Source organism: Acidiphilium acidophilum (genome assembly GCF_033842475.1).
Classification (GTDB): domain Bacteria; phylum Pseudomonadota; class Alphaproteobacteria; order Acetobacterales; family Acetobacteraceae; genus Acidiphilium; species Acidiphilium acidophilum.
This window is the reverse complement of sequence record NZ_JAWXYB010000018.1, coordinates 1,124,829-1,140,804: the sequence shown is the minus strand read 5'-3', so window position 1 is coordinate 1,140,804 and position 15,976 is coordinate 1,124,829. Positions and strand designations below refer to the sequence as shown.

Sequence of the window (15,976 nt, the reverse complement as noted above, 5' to 3'; positions counted from 1 at the left end):
GTACCGGTCTAGCGCAGGTCGCTCGCGGGGCAAAGATGAATTATGAATGTCCGGCATTGCTGATCGCGATCCCCCCTGCCCTTTCGTGCGCCATCGGCGGGCTCAGGATGCAGGATGGCGGGGAAAGAGTACCGTTGGGATTGGTGATGGTGGTGAACCGTTCGATCGCGGAGGGGCGGCCGAGCAGGTAGCCCTGCATTTCATCGCAGCCGCAGCGGCGGAGGATGTCGGCCTGGGTCTGGGTTTCGACCCCCTCGACCACCACGGGCATGCGCAGGCCCCGGCCGAGGCCGAGGATGGCGTTGATGATGGCAAGCGATTCCGAGCCTTCGTCGAGATCGCGGACGAAGCTGCGATCGACCTTGAGTTTGTCGAACGGGAAGGCGCGGAGCGTGGCGAGCGAGGAGTAGCCGGTGCCGAAATCGTCGATCGCGATATCGACGCCGAGCGCCTTGATCTGACGCAGGGTTTCGAGCGCGCGTTCGGGATGACGGATCAGCATGGATTCGGTGACTTCGATTTCCAGCCGCCCGGGCGCGAGGCCGGTTTCGGCGAGGATATCCGCGATGGTCGCGGCGAGATTGCCCTGCTGGATCTGGATGGGCGAGACATTGACGGCGATTTTGAGCGGGTTGGGCCAGGTTGCCGCCTCCGTGCACGCGGTGCGGAGGACCCAGGCACCGAGCGGCCCCATGATGCCGATCGCTTCCGCGATACCGATGAAGATGTCGGGCGGGACCGGGCCGTGGAGAGGGCTGTTCCAGCGCAGCAGCGCCTCGAACCCTTTGAATGCGCCGTGATGGGCGCAGAGGATCGGCTGGTAGACCAGGGAGAACTCGTCACGCTGCAAGGCGAGGCGCAGATCGTGCTCGAATTTGCGACGGTCCTGGCCGGTGCGTTCCATCGAGCTGTCGTAACGGGCGAAATTGTTCGGACTGTCGCTCTTGACGATGTGGAGCGCGCGGGCGGCATGGGCGAGCAGATCGTCCGGGGTGGTGCCGTCCTCCGGGTAGAGGGCGATGCCGATCGAGGTGGAAAGGGCGATTTCGGCGTGGCCGCCGAGGACGACGCTGGTGCTGGCTTCGGTGAGCAGGCGGCGGGCGAGGCTGGTTGCGGCATCGGGCTGGTTGCCGCCGATCTGGATGACGACGAACTCATCGCCGCCGCTGCGGGCGAGGATATCGGTATCGCGGATATGGCGCGACAGGCGGCGGGCGATTTCACGCAGCACGTCGTCCCCCGCCGCGTGGCCGTAGAGGTCGTTGACGGATTTGAACCCGTCGAGATCGATGCAGAGCACAGCGACGGAGTCGCGGCGGCGGGCGGCGGCGGCGAGGATCGGGACGAGTTGTTCGCCGAGATGGGCGCGGTTGGACAGGCCGGTGAGCTGGTCGTGCCGGGAGAGGTAGCGGATGCGCTCGAACGCCGATTTGCGCTCGGTGATGTCCTGGCAGATGCCGCGGACGGCGAAAACCTCACCATCGCTATCGTGTTCGGGTTGCATGTCGATCCAGAACCAGCGGTCGGCACCGTTGGTCTCGTTGCCGCGCAATTCGATCGCGACGCCCTGACCACGGGCGACGACGTCGTGGAAGGCGGACTCGAAATCGTGCGCGTCGGGCGGGGCGAACAGGTGGATCATGGCATCGAACCCGGGGACGAAGCGATCGGGGTCGCAGCCGAACATCTCGTGCATTTCATCCGACCAGATCGTGTCGTGATGCGCGGTGAGAACCCGCCAACTGGCGATGCGGGCGATGCGGTGGATTTTTTTCAGCTCGCGGATGGACTCCGCCGAGGTGCGGGCGGCACGCCGGGCGAGGTCCAGCGAGAAATTGGCGGCGAGGGCGAATTTCTGGATCAGCGGGTGCCGGCTGGTGGCGACGATGGTACCGGCGCCGGGACGATCGCTCAGATTAAAGAATTGCTGGCAGATATCCTCGATATCGGCGGGGTCGATCCAAGGGGGACGGGCTTGATCATCCGGCATGGTGAAAGGCGTTTTCGAGAGCCGCCCCTTCCGGTTCGTGATGGGGTGATCGTGCCGCCTCACCCACCGCGACATCGAACACGCAGTAAACGGCATCGAGACCGCCGGCGACGATTTCAATGGCGATCGGTTCGTTGAAATGGCGCGCGACGGCCTTCATGAAGCTCGCGAAGAAGGCGGCGAAGCGCTGCTGGGACTGGTAGGTGACACGCAGATGGGAGCCGGCGGGACGGATCGTGACCAGATCGACCGCGCCGGGCAGGCCGGCCCCGGCGGCGGAACCGCCGAAACTGTTATAGATCGCGGGAAGGCGATGGAGAAACTGGGTCGTGTCGGTCGCGCCGGCGAACATGCCGCCGAGATGTTCGTGAATCCAGGCGAGGAAATGCGTGCCCAGCCGATCGTACAGATCGGGCAGCGGCAGGGCGATGCGGATCGCCATCGCGATGATGACGCGACGGCATAGATCGTCCTCGTAGAATTGGGCGATGCTGAAGCTGAAATCGGCCGGGAGAGATTCTGCGATCAGCACTTCGTTGCGCGCGGAACGGCCGCATTGACTGATCATGAAATCGTCGATGAGGAACGGGATCAGGCCGATCATGTGAATTCCCCCATGTTTCGCCGATGGTTCGGCGATTTTTGCCGATGGCGGGCCGATGACTTGAACGATTTCGACCCGTTGATGCTGATTTATATTCGACAAAAATGAACAACTGATGAATGAAAACCAGCAATCGGCGGGATCGCCGTGCGAAACTGCGATCGGTGCTTGACAGATGGGATGGTTCTCATCAGGTTCGGGGTATTCCGAGGGGTGCGCTGAGGCGCTGAGAGCTGGTTGGGTCCGGCAACTCTTTGAACCTGATCCGGGTTGCGCCGGCGGAGGGACGGGATTTGCCATTGTTGCACCGACCGACGCCTGCGTTGCCCTTGTTTTTGAGGAGCGCGCCATGAACGTCCAGACCAAGCCCGCCATTGTGACCACCGGCCCGATCGTGGGATCGCGCAAAGTGTATTCGGCGCCGGAGGATCGGCCCGATATCGCGGTGCCGTTTCGCGAGGTGGATTTGCATCCCACGGCCAACGAGGCGCCGTTCCGGCTGTATGATACGTCCGGGCCGTTCACCGATCCGCATTTTTCGCTCGATCTGGATGCCGGGTTGCCGCAGGTGCGCGGGGATTGGCTGGCGAAGCGGGGGCTCGATGCGGTTGCGCCGCGCGAGGTCAAGCCGGAGGATAACGGGTTTGCCCCGGCGGATCGGCTGGTGCCGCCCTGCCCGGCGGCGCGCGCGGTGCTGGCCGGGCGCGCGGGCGCGATGGTGACGCAGTATGAGTTTGCCCGCGCCGGGGTGATCACCGAGGAAATGATCTATGTCGCGCACCGGGAGAATCTGGGGCGGGCCAGGGCGGTTGCCGGGGCCGGCGAGCGGCGGGCGGATGGCGAGGATTTCGGGGCGGCGATTCCGGAGTTCATCACGCCGGAGTTCGTGCGGGCCGAGATTGCGGCGGGGCGGGCGATCATTCCGGCCAATATCAATCATCCCGAGCTGGAACCCGTGATCATCGGGCGGAATTTTCTGGTCAAGATCAATGCCAATATCGGCAATTCGGCGGTGACGTCGGGTGCGGCGGAAGAGGTCGAGAAGCTGGTCTGGGCGATCCGCTGGGGGGGCGATACCGTCATGGATTTGTCGACCGGGCGGAATATTCATAACATCCGCTCTTGGATCATGCGGAACGCGCCGGTGCCGATCGGGACGGTGCCGCTGTATCAGGCGCTGGAGAAGGTTGGCGGCGATCCGGACAAGCTGAGCTGGGAGGTGTTTCGCGACACGCTGATCGAGCAGGCGGAACAGGGGGTCGATTATTTCACGATCCATGCCGGGGTGCGGCTGGCCTATGTGCCGCTGACCGCGAAACGGGTGACCGGGATTGTGTCGCGGGGCGGCTCGATCATGGCGCGGTGGTGTCTTGCGCATCATCAGGAGAGTTTTCTCTATACGCATTTCGATGAGATCTGCGACATCATGCGCAGGTATGACGTGTCGTTTTCGCTGGGCGACGGGCTGAGGCCGGGGTCGATCGCGGATGCCAACGATGCGGCGCAGTTTGCCGAACTCGATACGCTTGGCGAGTTGACCAAGCGGGCCTGGGCGAAAGGCTGCCAGGTGATGATCGAGGGGCCGGGTCATGTGCCGATGCACAAGATCAAGGAGAATATGGAGCGCCAGCTCAAGGTTTGCCACGAAGCGCCGTTCTATACGCTCGGGCCGCTGACCACCGATATCGCGCCGGGGTATGATCATATCACCTCGGCGATCGGGGCGGCGATGATCGGCTGGTTCGGGACCGCGATGCTTTGCTATGTGACGCCGAAGGAGCATCTCGGCCTGCCTAATCGCGACGATGTGAAGGTGGGGGTGATCACCTATCGGCTGGCGGCGCATGCGGCGGATCTGGCCAAGGGGCATCCTTCGGCGAAATTGCGCGACGATGCGGTGAGCCGGGCACGGTTCGAATTCCGCTGGCAGGATCAGTTCAATCTCGGGCTCGATCCGGATACCGCGCGGCAATATCATGACGAGACGCTGCCGAAGGAGGCGCACAAGGTGGCGCATTTCTGTTCGATGTGCGGGCCGAAATTCTGCTCGATGAAAATCTCGCAGGATATTCGCGACGATGCCGCGCGGCTGGAGGGGATGGAGCAGAAATCAGCCGAGTTTCGCGAGGCGGGCAGCCGGATTTATGTCGATGAGGCCGCGGCGGATTGAGGTCGTGAAGCTCGGGGCAGGTCTTCTTTTTTGTGAACAAAAAAGAAGCAAAAAAAACTTTGTTAATTTGGACGGGGTTGGTGAAGCCGCCGCGAACCAAACTAACAAAAGTTTTTTGCTTCTTTTTTTCAAAAAAGAAGTCCTTCCTTCACTTCCACTGCTGCAATCATGAAAACCGCAATCATCGGTGCAGGCGTGATCGGACTGGCACTCGGGTGGCGACTCGCGCAACGCGGGGTCGCGGTCGAGATTTTCGAGCGCGAGATTGCGGGGTGCGGGGCGAGCCATGCTGCTGCCGGGATGCTGGCGGCGGGGTGCGAGGCGGAGCCGGGTGAGGCGGCGCTGGGCGTGCTCAGCCGGGAGTCGCTGGCGCTGTGGCCCGCGTTCGCCGCCGAGGTCGAGGCGGCTTCGGGGTGCGAGGTCGGGTTGCGGCGCGAGGGCACGCTGCTGGTGGCGCTCAATCGGGACGATGCGGCGAAGCTGCGGCACGATATGGCGTTTCAGCGGAGTCAGGGGATTATGCTGGAATGGCTGACGCCGGGCGAGGCGCGGGAGCGCGAGCCGTATCTGGCGCCGCAACTGGCCGGGGCGGTGTTTTCGCCGGATGATATTCAGGTCGATAACCGGGCGCTGGTGGCGGCACTGGTCGTTGCGTTTCGGCGCGCGGGCGGGATTTTGCATGAGGGATCGCCGGTTTCGCGGGTCGAGACGGGACCGGGCCGGGTCGCGGGCGTGGTGGTGGGCGAGGCCGTTCATGAGGCGGATGTCGTGGTCGTGGCGGCCGGGGCGTGGTCGGGCGGGATCGATCTGCCGGTGGCGCGGCCGCCGGTGCGCCCGGTGAAGGGGCAGATGCTGGCGGTGCAGATGGATGCGGCGGCACCTCTGGTGCGGCATGTGATCTGGGCGCCCAAGGCGTATCTGGTGCCGCGCGCGGATGGGCGGTTGATCGTGGGCGCGACGGTGGAGGAACGCGGGTTCGATGCGCGGATGACGGCGGGCGGGCTGTATGCGCTGCTCGATGGCGCATGGCGGGCGGTGCCGGGGATCGAGGATCTGCCGGTGATCGAGACCTGGGTGGGGTTTCGGCCGGGGTCGCGCGATGATGCGCCGATTCTGGGGCCAACCGCCCTGCCCGGCCTGATGTTGTGTTGCGGGCATCATCGCAACGGGATTCTGCTGACGCCGGTGACGGCGGCGGCGATGGCGGCGACGATTCTGGATGGAACGCCCGATCCCCGGCTGGCGGCGTTCAGTGCGGGGCGGTTCGAGCGGTTGAGGAGTGCGGCATGAGCGGCGGCGCGATCCGGGTGAACGGGGCGATGGAGGCTTTGGCGCCGAATGTCGCGGCGTTGCTGGCGGCGAAGGGACTCGATCAGGCCAAGGGGTTGGCGGTGGCGTTGAACGAGCGGGTGGTGCCGCGCTCGGCCTGGGCGGAGACCGCGTTGCGCGCGGGCGATGAGATCGAGATCGTGCGCGCGGTGGGCGGAGGTTGAGATGAGCTTTTCGATTGGCGGGGTTGCGCTGGAGTCGCGGCTTTTCATGGGCACGGCGGGGTATCCGAACCGGCAGGTGCTGCTGGATGCGCTGGAGGCGGCTTCACCCTCGCTGGTGACGGTCGCGATCCGGCGGATCAGCCTCGATGCTTATGGCGGGTCGTTGCTCGATGAGTTGGGCGGGCGGTATCGGCTGCTGCCGAATACGGCGGGTTGCGCGACGGTGCGCGATGCGGTGCTGACCGCCGAACTGGCGCGCGAGGCGCTGGGGACGGATTGGGTCAAGCTTGAGATCATCGGGGACCGGGAGACCTTGTATCCGGATGCGGAGTTTCTGTTGGAGGGGACCGCTGCGCTGGTGAAGGCCGGGTTCACCGTGCTGCCGTATTGCACCGATGATCCGATTTTATGCCGGAAACTGGCCGATCTCGGGGCGGCGGCGGTGATGCCGCTGGGCTCGCCGATCGGTTCCGGACTCGGCATCGCCAATCCCTATAATATCGAGCGGATCTGTGCGCAGAGCGCGGTGCCGGTGGTGCTGGATGCCGGGATCGGCACCGCGTCCGATGCGGCGCAGGCGATGGAGTTGGGGTGCGATGCAGTTTTGCTCAATACCGCGATCGCGCGGGCGCATGATCCGGTACGGATGGCGCGGGCGATGCGCGAGGGGGTTGTCGCGGGGTTCGATGCCCGCGCGGCGGGGCGGATTCCGCGCAAACTCCATGCCGAGGCATCGAGTCCGGAACTGGGGCTGATCGGCGCCTGACGTTTGCGGCAGCAAGGCTTGCCAAACTCCAGCCGATGCGTTCATACATATTTACATTTTGCGATGTGGAGTGGACATGAGCCAGTTGCGTGAGGAGATCGACGACGACGATATCGGACGGGCGGCACTGGATGGCGATGGCATGGATGAGGGGATCGAACTCGATGCCATGACCGCAAATGCCATTATGGCGACGCAGTTTTTACGCTGCATCGCCAATCCGCATCGGCTGATGGTGTTGTGTCATCTGACCCATGGCGAGGCGTCGGTGGGGCAGTTGGAGCGGGAACTGGGGATTCGCCAGGCGCATCTTTCGCAGCAACTGGCCCGGCTCCGTCAGGATGGTCTGGTGACCACCCGACGGGATTCCCGGACGATCTACTACGCGTTGGGCAGCAATGCCGCGCGTGAGACCGTCGGGTTGGTTTACCGGTTGTTCTGCACCGCGACGGCGGGAGTTCCGACCGGCAACGGTTGACGCTTGCCGGCTTCGGCCCGGGCCGCGAGGGTACGCACGCCCCACATTCCTGCAAGCATCGGGATGATGAAGACGATCACCCGTGTCGGGTCGAGTGGCAGGGCGACGATGGCTGGGCCGGGGCAGAGGCCGAGCAAGCCCCAGCCGGTACCGAACAGGGCCGCGCCCGCCAGCAGTTTCGCCGTGACGCCACCGAAGGGCAGGCTCGGGAAGCTGGTGCCGAACAAAGGATGGGCCATGCGCCGGGCGATGAAGAAGCCGACCGCCGCGACCGCGATACCGCCGACCATGACGAAGGCGAGGCTGGGGTCCCAGTGAACGGTGAAGTCGAGGAAGTTCAGGACCTTGGCGGGGTCGGCCATGCGGGAGAGCAGCAGACCGGCGCCGAACAGCAGGCCGGATGAGAAAGCGACAAGGGTACGACGCATTAGAAGCCACCATATGAACGGGTGAGGAAGACGACCAGGACGGCGACGGCCATGAAGGTCATGGTCGCGGTGATCGAACGGGGCGAGGCGCGGGACAGGCCGCAGATGCCGTGGCCGGAGGTGCAGCCGCCGCCGAGGGCGGTGCCGACACCGACCAGCAGGCCGGCACCGACCAGCAGGGCATCGGAGCCCTGAAGGTGGATGTCCGGCGCGACGCCGAGTGCGCGGGCGAGGATGCCGGAGAGCAGCAGGCCGGAGATGAAGGCGAGACGCCAGTCGCGCTCGGCGCGCTGGACCAAGCCACCGATGACGCCGCTGATGCCGGCGATGCGACCGATGCCGAGCCAGAGCACGACGGCGGAGGTGCCGATCAGCAGGCCGCCGGCGAGATCGAGACCGGGCGTGAAGGCGGTTGGGAAGGGTGCGGGAAGGAGCATTTTATCACATCGCGTTCAAAGGGATTTTCAGATAGCGCCGACCATTGCCCGAAGGATCGGGCAGGTCGCCGCCGCGGATGTTGACCTGCAACGAGGGCAGGATCAGCACGGGAGCCGCGAGGGTCGCATCGCGCTTCTGGCGCATCGCGACGAATTCATCCTCGGAGATGCCTTCGCGGATCTGGACGTTTTTGGCCTTCTGCTCGCCGACCGTGGTTTCCCATGCCGGTTCGCGGCCACCGGGCTGGTAGTCGTGCGCGGTGAACATGCGGGTTTCCGGCGGCAGGGTGAACAGGCGCTGGACCGAGGCGTAGAGCGCATGGGCGTCCCCGCCCGGGAAGTCGCAGCGCGCGGTGCCGTAATCGGGCATGAACAGGGTGTCGCCCACGAAGACCGCATCGCCGATCAGGTAGGACATGCAGGCCGGGGTGTGGCCGGGCGTGTATATGGCCTTGGCCTCGATGGTGCCGACCTTGAAGCTCTCGCCGTCCTGAAACAAATGGTCGAACTGGCTGCCATCGGTCTTGAAGTCGATGCCCATGTCGAACATGTCGGCGAAGTTGCTCTGGACCGGGGCGATCTGGCCGCCGATGCCGATGACGCCGCTGCCGATATGCTGCTGGAGATACTGGGCGGCGGAGAAATGATCGGCGTGGACGTGGGTTTCGACGATCCAGTCGATGGTCAGATCATGCGCCTTCACGGCGGCGATCATTTCATCGGCGGAGGCGGTCGAGACGCGGCCGGCCTTGGGGTCGTAATCGAGCACCGAATCGACGATCGCGGCATGTTTCGTCGCGGGATCGATCACGATGTAGCTGATCGTGTTGGTGGCCTTGTCGTAGAACGACAGGACCTCGGGGTGGTTGTTCGGCTGGGTGTTCCGTTGGGTGTTCATGGGTGCTGACTCCTGGGCAGCGAAAAACATTCGTTGGAGCGAATATGTAGTCGGGACACGGGGATGTCAATACATTTTAATTAGGCGAAGTATATAAGAGATCGGCAATGTTGAGGCAAAGCCACGCCTTGCCGAGGCGCCGGACAATCGACCGAATCCGCGGATGATCTGGTGCAAAGGCGGCGATGGGCTGGTTTCAGGACCGCCCGATGAGGCTGCGCCCGCCCATGTAAGGGCGGAGAATTTCCGGAATCGTAATGCTGCCATCCGGATTCTGATAGGTCTCCATCACCGCGATCAGGGCGCGGCCGACCGCGACGCCGGAGCCGTTCAGCGTGTGGACGAAATCGGGTCTGGCCGGTTTCGGGCCGGATTGCGCCGGGCGGTAGCGGGCGTTCATGCGGCGGGCCTGAAAGGCGCGGCAGTTCGAGCAGGAGGAAATTTCGCGATAGGCCCCCTGCCCCGGCAGCCAGACTTCGAGGTCGTAGGTTTTGGCGGCGGCGAAACCAGTGTCGCCGGCGCAGAGCAACATGCGGCGATAGGGCAGATCGAGGCGTTCCAGCACGGTCTCCGCACAGCGTGTCATGCGTTCGTGCTCGTCCGCGCTGGATTCGGGGGTGGTGATCGAGACCATTTCCACCTTCCAGAACTGATGCTGGCGCAACATGCCACGCGTGTCGCGGCCTGCCGAGCCGGCTTCGGAGCGGAAGGAGGGGGTGAGTGCGGTGAAACGGAGCGGGAGTTTGGCGAGATCGAGGATTTCACCGGCGACGATGTTGGTGAGGGGGACTTCGGCGGTGGGGATCAGGTAGCGGCCATCGGTGGTCTTGAAGAGGTCCTCCTCGAATTTCGGCAACTGGCCGGTGCCGAACATGGTGGCCTCGTTGACCAGCAGCGGTGGCGAGACCTCCGTGTAGCCATGCTCGGTGATGTGCAGGTCGATCATGAACTGACCGAGGGCGCGTTCGAGCCGGGCGAGGTCGCCCCTGAGGAGGGTGAAACGGCTGCCGGCGATTTTGCCCGCAGTGGCGAAATCCATCAGGCCGAGGGATTCGCCGAGTTCGAAATGCTGTTGGGGCGGGGAATCGTAGTTGCGGATGGTGCCGATGCGGGATTGTTCGACGTTGGCGGATTCATCGGCGCCATCGGGGACTTCGGGATCGAGGATGTTGGGGATTTCATGAACGAGGTCATGAAGGGTCTCTTGCGATGTAAGGCAATCAAAGCCCACCGAATCAAAAGCCGCTTTTATTTCGACCGCCTCTTTTTGCAGCAAGGTGGTATCCGCTCCGGATCGCTTGGCTGCCCCTATTTCTTTGGCATTCGCATTACGTTTAGCTTCAAGCGCTTGATACTCTTGGGTTTGACTTCTGAATGCAGCGTCGGCATCCAGAATGTTTTGAATCAGTTCACTGAGGTTCGCGATATGTCGCCGGGCCAAAGCCGCCTGAAAAGCGTCGGGGTTGTCGCGGATCGATTTGAGGTCATGCATAAGGGCGATGGTCCGGGATCAGGGAAGGAAGGAAAGCGGTTCTTTTTTGCAAAAAAGAACCAAAAAACTCTTATTCGTAAAGGAAGGGTCGCGCAGCGGAGCGAAGGTTTTTGCTTCTTTTTTCAAAAAGAAGCGCTTGCTTGCTACTCATCGACCACCACGCTCTTCGGCTGCACCAATTTCACCGCGAAGATCGAGATTTCGAACAGGGCGATCAGCGGGATGGCGAGGCCGGTCATGGTGAAGACGTCGGGCGGGGTCAGGATGGCGGCGACGATGAAGCAGCCGACATAGGCGTAGCGGCGGTATTTGCGCAGCCCGGCGGCGGTGATGATGCCGACCTTGCCGAGCAGGGTGAGCAGGACCGGGAGTTCGAAGCAGAGGCCGAAAGCGAAGATCAGCTTCATCACCAGATTGAGGTAATCGGAGACGCGGGGCATCACGTCGATCTGGAAATGGTGGTTGGCCGGGCTTGTCTGAAAACTCAGGAAAAACCGCCACGCGTTTGGAAATATGAAATAATATGCCAGAGCGCCGCCGCCGAAGAACAGGATCGGCGTTGCAATCAGGAAGGGCAGCAGCGCGCGTTTTTCCGAACGGTAGAGGCCGGGGGCGATGAACAGCCATATCTGCGAGGCGATCACCGGGAAGGAGACGAAAGCGGCGGAGAACACCGCGACCTTCACATAGGTGAAGAAGGCCTCGTAGAGGGCGGTGTAGATCAGTTCGGGCTTCTGGCCGCGCTCCTCCATGATGTGGACAAGCGGCTGGGCGAGAAAATAATAGACGTGCTTGGCGTAGTAGTAGGAGACCAGGAACGCGATGAGGAAGGCGAGCGCCGACCAGAGCAGGCGTTTGCGCAACTCGGCCAGATGGTCGAGCAGGGGCATTTCCTTGTCGTGGATCGGATCGTGCGGCGCGTCGGTTGCGGTCGGGTCGATATCCATGGCTCCGGTTTACCAGAGACGCGTGCCGGGGGGAATGAAGGCGGGCACGGCGCGGTGGCGGATTTCGTTGGGCGGGATGAAGGCGGGGGCATCGATGACGGGTTCGGGTTCCGGTTCGATCTCGTCGGCTTCGATCATGGTGTTGTCCATGTCGTGCGGATCGCCGCTCGCGGGATCGAAGGCGTGGCGGAAATCGCCTTGCGGGTCGATATGGCGTTCGGCGAGGCTGCCGAGGTCGAAATTGCGGATGCTGCGTAAATCATTGCCGATATCGGCGAGATCGGCCTCGCGCATCAGGTCCTGGACGTGGCCCTGGAAATCGCTCGCGAGGCCGCGCATCTTGCGGATCGCGGCGCTGGCGGTGCGGATGGCGACCGGGAGGTCTTTCGGGCCGATGACCACCAGCGCCACCATCATGATGACTAAAATTTCTGTCCAGGAAAAACCGAGCATCTTGACCTACGTTGACCGGCCTTGCTTGACCGGAGCGTGTGCTAGCAGAGGTCGGGCGCAGGTCAAAGTGCGGGGGGTTCCGGGGTGGGCGCGGGTTCGCTGACCGGAGCGGCGGGTTCGACCAGGAGATCGGTTCGTTTTGGCAGGTCGCGCAGGGATTTCAGGCCGAACTGGGTGAGGAAATGCGCGGTGGTGGCCCAGAGCGCGGGGCGGCCGGGGGCTTCCTTGTGGCCGGCGGGGGTGACCAGATCGGCTTCGAGCAGGGCATCGAGCGTGGTCTGCGACAGGCTGACGCCGCGCAGGTCTTCGATTTCGGCACGGGTGACCGGCTGGTGGTAGGCGATGATCGCCAGGGTTTCCATGGCGGCGCGGGGCAGGCGGCGGGGGATTTCGACGACGCGCTTGAGGTCGGGCGCGAGGTCGGGGGCGGTGCGGAACATCACGCCCTGCCCGGCTTCGACCAGCTCGAAGCCGCCGCCGGCATGGTGGGCGCGGATCGCGGCGAGGGTTTCGTCGAGATCGGCGGTGTCGGGCAGGAGGGTGGCGAGGGTGCGGAGCGGAACGGGGTCGCGGCTGGCGAAGATGACGGCTTCGAGCAGGCGCTCGGCGTGGGGGCGCGTGGTCATGATGCGGGGGTGGGTGTCGGGTGCGGGGATATTGGGGCGGCTTCGGTAGCGCGGAGCAGGATCGGGGCGAAATCCTGTTCCTGGCGCAAGGTGAGGACGCCGTTGCGGGCGAGTTCGAGGCTCGCGATCAGGGTGCTGGACAGCGCGGCGCGGTGGGCGAGCGGGGAGTCCGGGGAGTCCGGGAGGAAGCTCGCGAGGTCCGACCAGTCGGGGGTGGAGCCGATCAGGCGGGTGAGGCGTTCGAGCGCCTGTTGCACGGTCCAGTAGGTGACCGGTTTGGGCCGGTAACGGCGTTTCGCGCCGGAGCGGCGGCGGGCGGCGAGGTAGCCCGCGAGCAGAGCCGGGACGTCGAGTTTCAGGCGCGAGCGGTCGATTTCGGTGAAGTCTTCCGGGGTACCGCGGGGGAAGACGTCGAGGCCGAGCTGGGGGCGCTGGTTGAGCCAGGCGGCGGCGGCGCGGATGGCTTCGAGGGCGCGGAGACGGTCGGCCAGGAGATCGGCGCTGAGTTCGGCTTCCTCGATGGTTTCGGGGTCGGGCAGGAGGAGGCGGGATTTCAGCCAGGCGAGCCAGGCGGCCATCACCAGCCAGTCGGCGGCGAGTTCGAGGCGGATTTTGCGCGCGCCTTCGATGATGGCGAGGTATTGGTCGACCAGAGACAGGATCGAGATGGTCGCGAGGTCGAGCTTCTGGGTGCGGGCGAGGTCGAGCAAGAGATCGAGCGGGCCTTCGAAACCTTCGAACCGGACGATGAAGGACTCGGTGACGGGGGCGGGTTCAGTAACCGGCATGGACGCCCGCAACGTGGAGAAAGGCGGTGGCGACGCGGGGAACCCAGTTGTCGAGCACGTCGGAGACCGGGTCGAAATGGATGCCGAACTGGCCGAGGGCGGCGGGGAGGATGAAGATCAGGAACAGGATGACCAGGATGCCGAGACGTTCGACCTGCGCGAGGGCGCGGGCGGCGGCGAGGGGCAGGAGTCCGACCATGATCCGCCCGCCATCGAAGGGCGGCAGGGGGACGAGGTTGAACAGGCCGAGCAGAACGTTGAACAGCAGGAAATAGAGCAGGAAATCGGCGACGAAGCCGCTCGTGCCGATCGCGGCGAGGGCGAAGGCGGAGAGCAAAGCGAGGATGAAGTTCGAGGCCGGGCCGGCGGCGGCGACGATCGCCATGCCGCGCCTCGGGTTGCGGAAACCGGACGGGTCGATCGGGACCGGTTTCGCCCAGCCGAACATGTAGGCGATCCGCCCGATGGTGAGGAGCTGAAAGGCGATCAGCACGGCGGGGAGGAGGATGGTGCCGACGCGATCGACATGGCAGAGCGGATTGAGCGAGAGGCGTCCGGCGCGCTGGGCGGTGTGGTCGCCCATTGCGAGAGCGGTGAAACCGTGGGCGAGTTCGTGGAGCACGATCGCGAGGATCGAGGCGGAGACGCCGATGACGATGGTGCGGATGAGGTCGTTGTTCATGGCAGGGAGGGGGCTTTCAGCCGGGGGATCAGGCCGGGGGCGAGATCGGGGATGGCTTCGAGCACGGCGCGGTTGTCCGCGAGGTCGCCGGGGCAGAACAGCGCGATGTCGCACCCGGCGGCGAGGGCGCGAACCGCGCGGGACGCGGCAGGGCCGGTGAGCGCGTTCATCGCGAGATCGTCGCTGACCAGGATGCCGCGAAAACCGATGCGGGTGCGGATGATGGTTTCGATGATGGTGGGGGAGAAGGTGGCGGGGTTGGCCGGGTCGAGGTGATCGTAGACGATATGGGCGGTCATGCCCCATGGCAGCGCGCGGTTAGCGGCGAACGGGGCGAAATCGGCGTCGAGATTGGCGGCATCGACGTGCGGGAGGGCGTGGTGACTGTCGAGCGTCGCGCGGCCGTGGCCGGGGAGGTGTTTCATGACCGGCTGGATGCCCTGGAACAGCAGGCCCCAGGCGATGTCGGCCCCGAGGACACCGACCGCGACGGGGTTGGCGCTGATCGCGCGGTCGCCGATGACGGCGCTGGCTCCCTCGCTCGGCACGTCGAGCACCGGGGCGGTGACGATGTCGAACCCGGCTTCGCGGGCCATCGCGCCGAGGGCGGCACCGTGGGCGCGGGCGGCGTTGCGGGCGGCTTCGGGGTCGGTGGCGTAGAGGGTGCCGAGAGTGGCGGCGGGCGGGAGTTCGGGCCAGTGCGGGGCGCGCATGCGGGCAACGCGGCCGCCTTCCTGATCGATCATCAGCACGGCCTGCGGTGGCAGGGCGGAGCGGAGATCGTCGATCAGGGCGGCGAGTTGGGGTGGGGAGACGATGTTGCGGCCGAACAGGATGATGCCGGTGGGGGGGAGTTCGGCCAGCAGGGCGCGTTCGGCGGCGGTGAGGCTGGGTCCGGCGATGCCGAGGATGGCGGCTTTCATCATTTCGGAAGGTAGCAGGTGACGCCGCGCGATTTCAGCCGGGCGCAGAAGGTGCCAGCGGCTTTGGCGGTGGGGAAGCCTTCGAGGCGGAGGCGGTAGAAGGTGTTGCCGTGGACGAGGCCGGGGACGACCACGGGCTTCTGGTTGCCCAGAATGTCGGGGACCCGGGCGACCAGGACCTGCCAGGCCTGATCGGCTTTCGCCATCGAGGTCAGGGCGGCGAGCTGGACAGCGTAGGCGCCGGAACCGGTGGTTTGAGCGGGGGCGGTGGTGGACGGGGGTGGCGGGGTCGGGATGGGCGCGGGGGTGGGCGTGGGGATGGGCGTGGGGATCGTTGCCGCCGCGAATTGGGGTGGGGGTGGCGGGGGCAGCGGCAATGCCGGGGCGGTGGAGGTTGCGACGGGAGACGGGGTTGTGGCCGGGGTTGGAGGTGGGGGTTTGGGCAGGGCGGCGGCTTCTTCCTGGTCGAGTTTCGAGAAATCGGGCTGGGGCGATGCCGGGGCGAGTTGCGGCGGGCCGGAGGCGACTTCGCCGGACATGATCTGTTCATGGGCACCGGGAACCTGAAGGCCGCCGGGGTTTTTCGGCACGGTGCGCATCGGGCCGGCCGGAGGTTTGATGACCGGCGGCGGGCCGAGGCTGGTGTGGATGCCGCTCCAGATCAGGGCGAGCGCGATGATGCCGACGCCGAGGCCGCCGGCGATGATCGCCATGCGTTTGGTTTCGGGGTCGACACCGCGTGCGCGCAGGCGGGGCGAGGCGTAGGGGGGAATGTCGATATCCGGGTCTTGCATCACGCGG

19 protein-coding genes and 1 riboswitch are annotated in these 15,976 nt (G+C 65.0%); of the genes, 6 read left to right on the top strand and 13 right to left on the bottom strand.

Annotation, left to right across the window (positions count from 1 at the left end):
* Nucleotides 1-40 precede the first annotated feature (40 nt).
* Together SIL87_RS08110 and SIL87_RS08105 are read right to left on the bottom strand one after the other, a co-directional pair.
* On the bottom strand, nucleotides 41-1,990 hold the full coding sequence (locus tag SIL87_RS08110) for a putative bifunctional diguanylate cyclase/phosphodiesterase (protein ID WP_319613667.1): 1,950 nt from the start codon (nucleotides 1,988-1,990) through the stop codon (nucleotides 41-43).
* On the bottom strand, nucleotides 1,980-2,594 hold the full coding sequence (locus tag SIL87_RS08105; RefSeq protein ID WP_319613666.1) for a heme NO-binding domain-containing protein: 615 nt from the start codon (nucleotides 2,592-2,594) through the stop codon (nucleotides 1,980-1,982). Before SIL87_RS08105 ends, SIL87_RS08110 begins: the two co-directional genes overlap by 11 nt.
* A gap of 199 nt (nucleotides 2,595-2,793) precedes the next feature.
* Nucleotides 2,794-2,898, top strand: a riboswitch (TPP riboswitch).
* Between the two features lie 45 nt (nucleotides 2,899-2,943).
* Between SIL87_RS08105 and thiC the strand changes: the two genes are divergently transcribed.
* The 6 genes from thiC to SIL87_RS08075 all read left to right on the top strand — a co-directional run bounded on the left by thiC (nucleotide 2,944) and on the right by SIL87_RS08075 (nucleotide 7,501).
* On the top strand, nucleotides 2,944-4,764 hold the full coding sequence (gene thiC / locus SIL87_RS08100) for a phosphomethylpyrimidine synthase ThiC (protein ID WP_319613665.1): 1,821 nt from the start codon (nucleotides 2,944-2,946) through the stop codon (nucleotides 4,762-4,764).
* Between the two features lie 4 nt (nucleotides 4,765-4,768).
* A complete protein-coding gene (locus SIL87_RS08095; RefSeq protein WP_319613664.1) occupies nucleotides 4,769-4,936 on the top strand; it encodes a hypothetical protein in 168 nt (55 codons plus the stop codon).
* The gene (gene thiO / locus SIL87_RS08090; RefSeq protein WP_319613663.1) at nucleotides 4,933-6,054 is read left to right on the top strand and encodes a glycine oxidase ThiO; all 1,122 of its coding nucleotides are present in this window, start codon (nucleotides 4,933-4,935) and stop codon (nucleotides 6,052-6,054) included. The genes SIL87_RS08095 and thiO overlap by 4 nt, the downstream gene beginning before the upstream one ends.
* Nucleotides 6,051-6,257 carry a sulfur carrier protein ThiS gene (gene thiS / locus SIL87_RS08085; RefSeq protein WP_319613662.1) on the top strand — a complete coding sequence of 69 codons (207 nt, stop codon included), beginning with the start codon at nucleotides 6,051-6,053 and terminating at the stop codon, nucleotides 6,255-6,257. Before thiO ends, thiS begins: the two co-directional genes overlap by 4 nt.
* Nucleotide 6,258: 1 nt before the next feature.
* On the top strand, nucleotides 6,259-7,023 hold the full coding sequence (locus SIL87_RS08080) for a thiazole synthase (RefSeq protein WP_319613661.1): 765 nt from the start codon (nucleotides 6,259-6,261) through the stop codon (nucleotides 7,021-7,023).
* Between the two features lie 76 nt (nucleotides 7,024-7,099).
* Nucleotides 7,100-7,501 carry an ArsR/SmtB family transcription factor gene (locus SIL87_RS08075; RefSeq protein ID WP_319613660.1) on the top strand — a complete coding sequence of 134 codons (402 nt, stop codon included), beginning with the start codon at nucleotides 7,100-7,102 and terminating at the stop codon, nucleotides 7,499-7,501.
* Here the strand turns inward: SIL87_RS08075 and SIL87_RS08070 are convergent.
* From SIL87_RS08070 to SIL87_RS08020, 11 genes are all read right to left on the bottom strand, one after another.
* Nucleotides 7,450-7,929, bottom strand: a complete 480-nt coding sequence (locus SIL87_RS08070) for a DUF6691 family protein (RefSeq protein ID WP_319613659.1) — start codon at nucleotides 7,927-7,929, stop codon at nucleotides 7,450-7,452. The two genes, SIL87_RS08075 and SIL87_RS08070, sit on opposite strands and share 52 nt — an antisense overlap.
* Entirely contained in the window at nucleotides 7,929-8,366 is a 438-nt protein-coding gene (locus tag SIL87_RS08065) for a YeeE/YedE family protein (RefSeq protein ID WP_319613658.1), read from the bottom strand. The genes SIL87_RS08070 and SIL87_RS08065 overlap by 1 nt, the downstream gene beginning before the upstream one ends.
* 4 nt (nucleotides 8,367-8,370) lie before the next feature.
* Nucleotides 8,371-9,264, bottom strand: coding sequence for an MBL fold metallo-hydrolase (locus tag SIL87_RS08060; protein ID WP_319613657.1), 894 nt, complete (start codon nucleotides 9,262-9,264; stop codon nucleotides 8,371-8,373).
* 196 nt (nucleotides 9,265-9,460) lie between these two features.
* Complete coding sequence (gene serS / locus SIL87_RS08055) at nucleotides 9,461-10,756, bottom strand: serine--tRNA ligase (protein WP_319613656.1); 1,296 nt, start codon at nucleotides 10,754-10,756, stop codon at nucleotides 9,461-9,463.
* A gap of 143 nt (nucleotides 10,757-10,899) precedes the next feature.
* Nucleotides 10,900-11,703 (bottom strand): twin-arginine translocase subunit TatC, encoded by an 804-nt coding sequence (gene tatC / locus SIL87_RS08050; protein WP_319613655.1) that lies wholly within the window; start codon nucleotides 11,701-11,703, stop codon nucleotides 10,900-10,902.
* Between the two features lie 9 nt (nucleotides 11,704-11,712).
* The gene (locus SIL87_RS08045) at nucleotides 11,713-12,120 is read right to left on the bottom strand and encodes a Sec-independent protein translocase family protein (RefSeq protein WP_405055219.1); all 408 of its coding nucleotides are present in this window, start codon (nucleotides 12,118-12,120) and stop codon (nucleotides 11,713-11,715) included.
* Between the two features lie 98 nt (nucleotides 12,121-12,218).
* Nucleotides 12,219-12,782, bottom strand: coding sequence for an SMC-Scp complex subunit ScpB (gene scpB, locus SIL87_RS08040; protein WP_319613653.1), 564 nt, complete (start codon nucleotides 12,780-12,782; stop codon nucleotides 12,219-12,221).
* Nucleotides 12,779-13,570: a segregation and condensation protein A gene (locus SIL87_RS08035; RefSeq protein WP_319613652.1), complete on the bottom strand. Its 792-nt coding sequence runs from the start codon at nucleotides 13,568-13,570 to the stop codon at nucleotides 12,779-12,781. Before SIL87_RS08035 ends, scpB begins: the two co-directional genes overlap by 4 nt.
* Nucleotides 13,557-14,252 (bottom strand): site-2 protease family protein, encoded by a 696-nt coding sequence (locus tag SIL87_RS08030; RefSeq protein WP_319613651.1) that lies wholly within the window; start codon nucleotides 14,250-14,252, stop codon nucleotides 13,557-13,559. Before SIL87_RS08030 ends, SIL87_RS08035 begins: the two co-directional genes overlap by 14 nt.
* Nucleotides 14,249-15,178, bottom strand: a complete 930-nt coding sequence (nagZ, locus tag SIL87_RS08025) for a beta-N-acetylhexosaminidase (protein WP_319613650.1) — start codon at nucleotides 15,176-15,178, stop codon at nucleotides 14,249-14,251. The genes SIL87_RS08030 and nagZ overlap by 4 nt, the downstream gene beginning before the upstream one ends.
* Nucleotides 15,175-15,969, bottom strand: coding sequence for an SPOR domain-containing protein (locus SIL87_RS08020; RefSeq protein ID WP_319613649.1), 795 nt, complete (start codon nucleotides 15,967-15,969; stop codon nucleotides 15,175-15,177). The genes nagZ and SIL87_RS08020 overlap by 4 nt, the downstream gene beginning before the upstream one ends.
* Nucleotides 15,970-15,976 lie beyond the last annotated feature (7 nt).

Bases quoted from the DNA above. Each gene is read 5' to 3' on its own strand.
- SIL87_RS08110 (WP_319613667.1), bottom strand. From the start codon at position 1,990: ATGCCGGATGATCAAGCCCGTCCCCCTTGGATCGACCCCGCCGATATC.
- SIL87_RS08105 (WP_319613666.1), bottom strand. From the start codon at position 2,594: ATGATCGGCCTGATCCCGTTCCTCATCGACGATTTCATGATCAGTCAA.
- thiC (WP_319613665.1), top strand. From the start codon at position 2,944: ATGAACGTCCAGACCAAGCCCGCCATTGTGACCACCGGCCCGATCGTG.
- thiO (WP_319613663.1), top strand. From the start codon at position 4,933: ATGAAAACCGCAATCATCGGTGCAGGCGTGATCGGACTGGCACTCGGG.
- thiS (WP_319613662.1), top strand. From the start codon at position 6,051: ATGAGCGGCGGCGCGATCCGGGTGAACGGGGCGATGGAGGCTTTGGCG.
- SIL87_RS08080 (WP_319613661.1), top strand. From the start codon at position 6,259: ATGAGCTTTTCGATTGGCGGGGTTGCGCTGGAGTCGCGGCTTTTCATG.
- SIL87_RS08075 (WP_319613660.1), top strand. From the start codon at position 7,100: ATGAGCCAGTTGCGTGAGGAGATCGACGACGACGATATCGGACGGGCG.
- SIL87_RS08070 (WP_319613659.1), bottom strand. From the start codon at position 7,929: ATGCGTCGTACCCTTGTCGCTTTCTCATCCGGCCTGCTGTTCGGCGCC.
- SIL87_RS08065 (WP_319613658.1), bottom strand. From the start codon at position 8,366: ATGCTCCTTCCCGCACCCTTCCCAACCGCCTTCACGCCCGGTCTCGAT.
- SIL87_RS08060 (WP_319613657.1), bottom strand. From the start codon at position 9,264: ATGAACACCCAACGGAACACCCAGCCGAACAACCACCCCGAGGTCCTG.
- serS (WP_319613656.1), bottom strand. From the start codon at position 10,756: ATGCATGACCTCAAATCGATCCGCGACAACCCCGACGCTTTTCAGGCG.
- tatC (WP_319613655.1), bottom strand. From the start codon at position 11,703: ATGGATATCGACCCGACCGCAACCGACGCGCCGCACGATCCGATCCAC.
- SIL87_RS08045 (WP_405055219.1), bottom strand. From the start codon at position 12,120: ATGATGGTGGCGCTGGTGGTCATCGGCCCGAAAGACCTCCCGGTCGCC.
- scpB (WP_319613653.1), bottom strand. From the start codon at position 12,782: ATGACCACGCGCCCCCACGCCGAGCGCCTGCTCGAAGCCGTCATCTTC.
- SIL87_RS08035 (WP_319613652.1), bottom strand. From the start codon at position 13,570: ATGCCGGTTACTGAACCCGCCCCCGTCACCGAGTCCTTCATCGTCCGG.
- SIL87_RS08030 (WP_319613651.1), bottom strand. From the start codon at position 14,252: ATGAACAACGACCTCATCCGCACCATCGTCATCGGCGTCTCCGCCTCG.
- nagZ (WP_319613650.1), bottom strand. From the start codon at position 15,178: ATGATGAAAGCCGCCATCCTCGGCATCGCCGGACCCAGCCTCACCGCC.
- SIL87_RS08020 (WP_319613649.1), bottom strand. From the start codon at position 15,969: ATGCAAGACCCGGATATCGACATTCCCCCCTACGCCTCGCCCCGCCTG.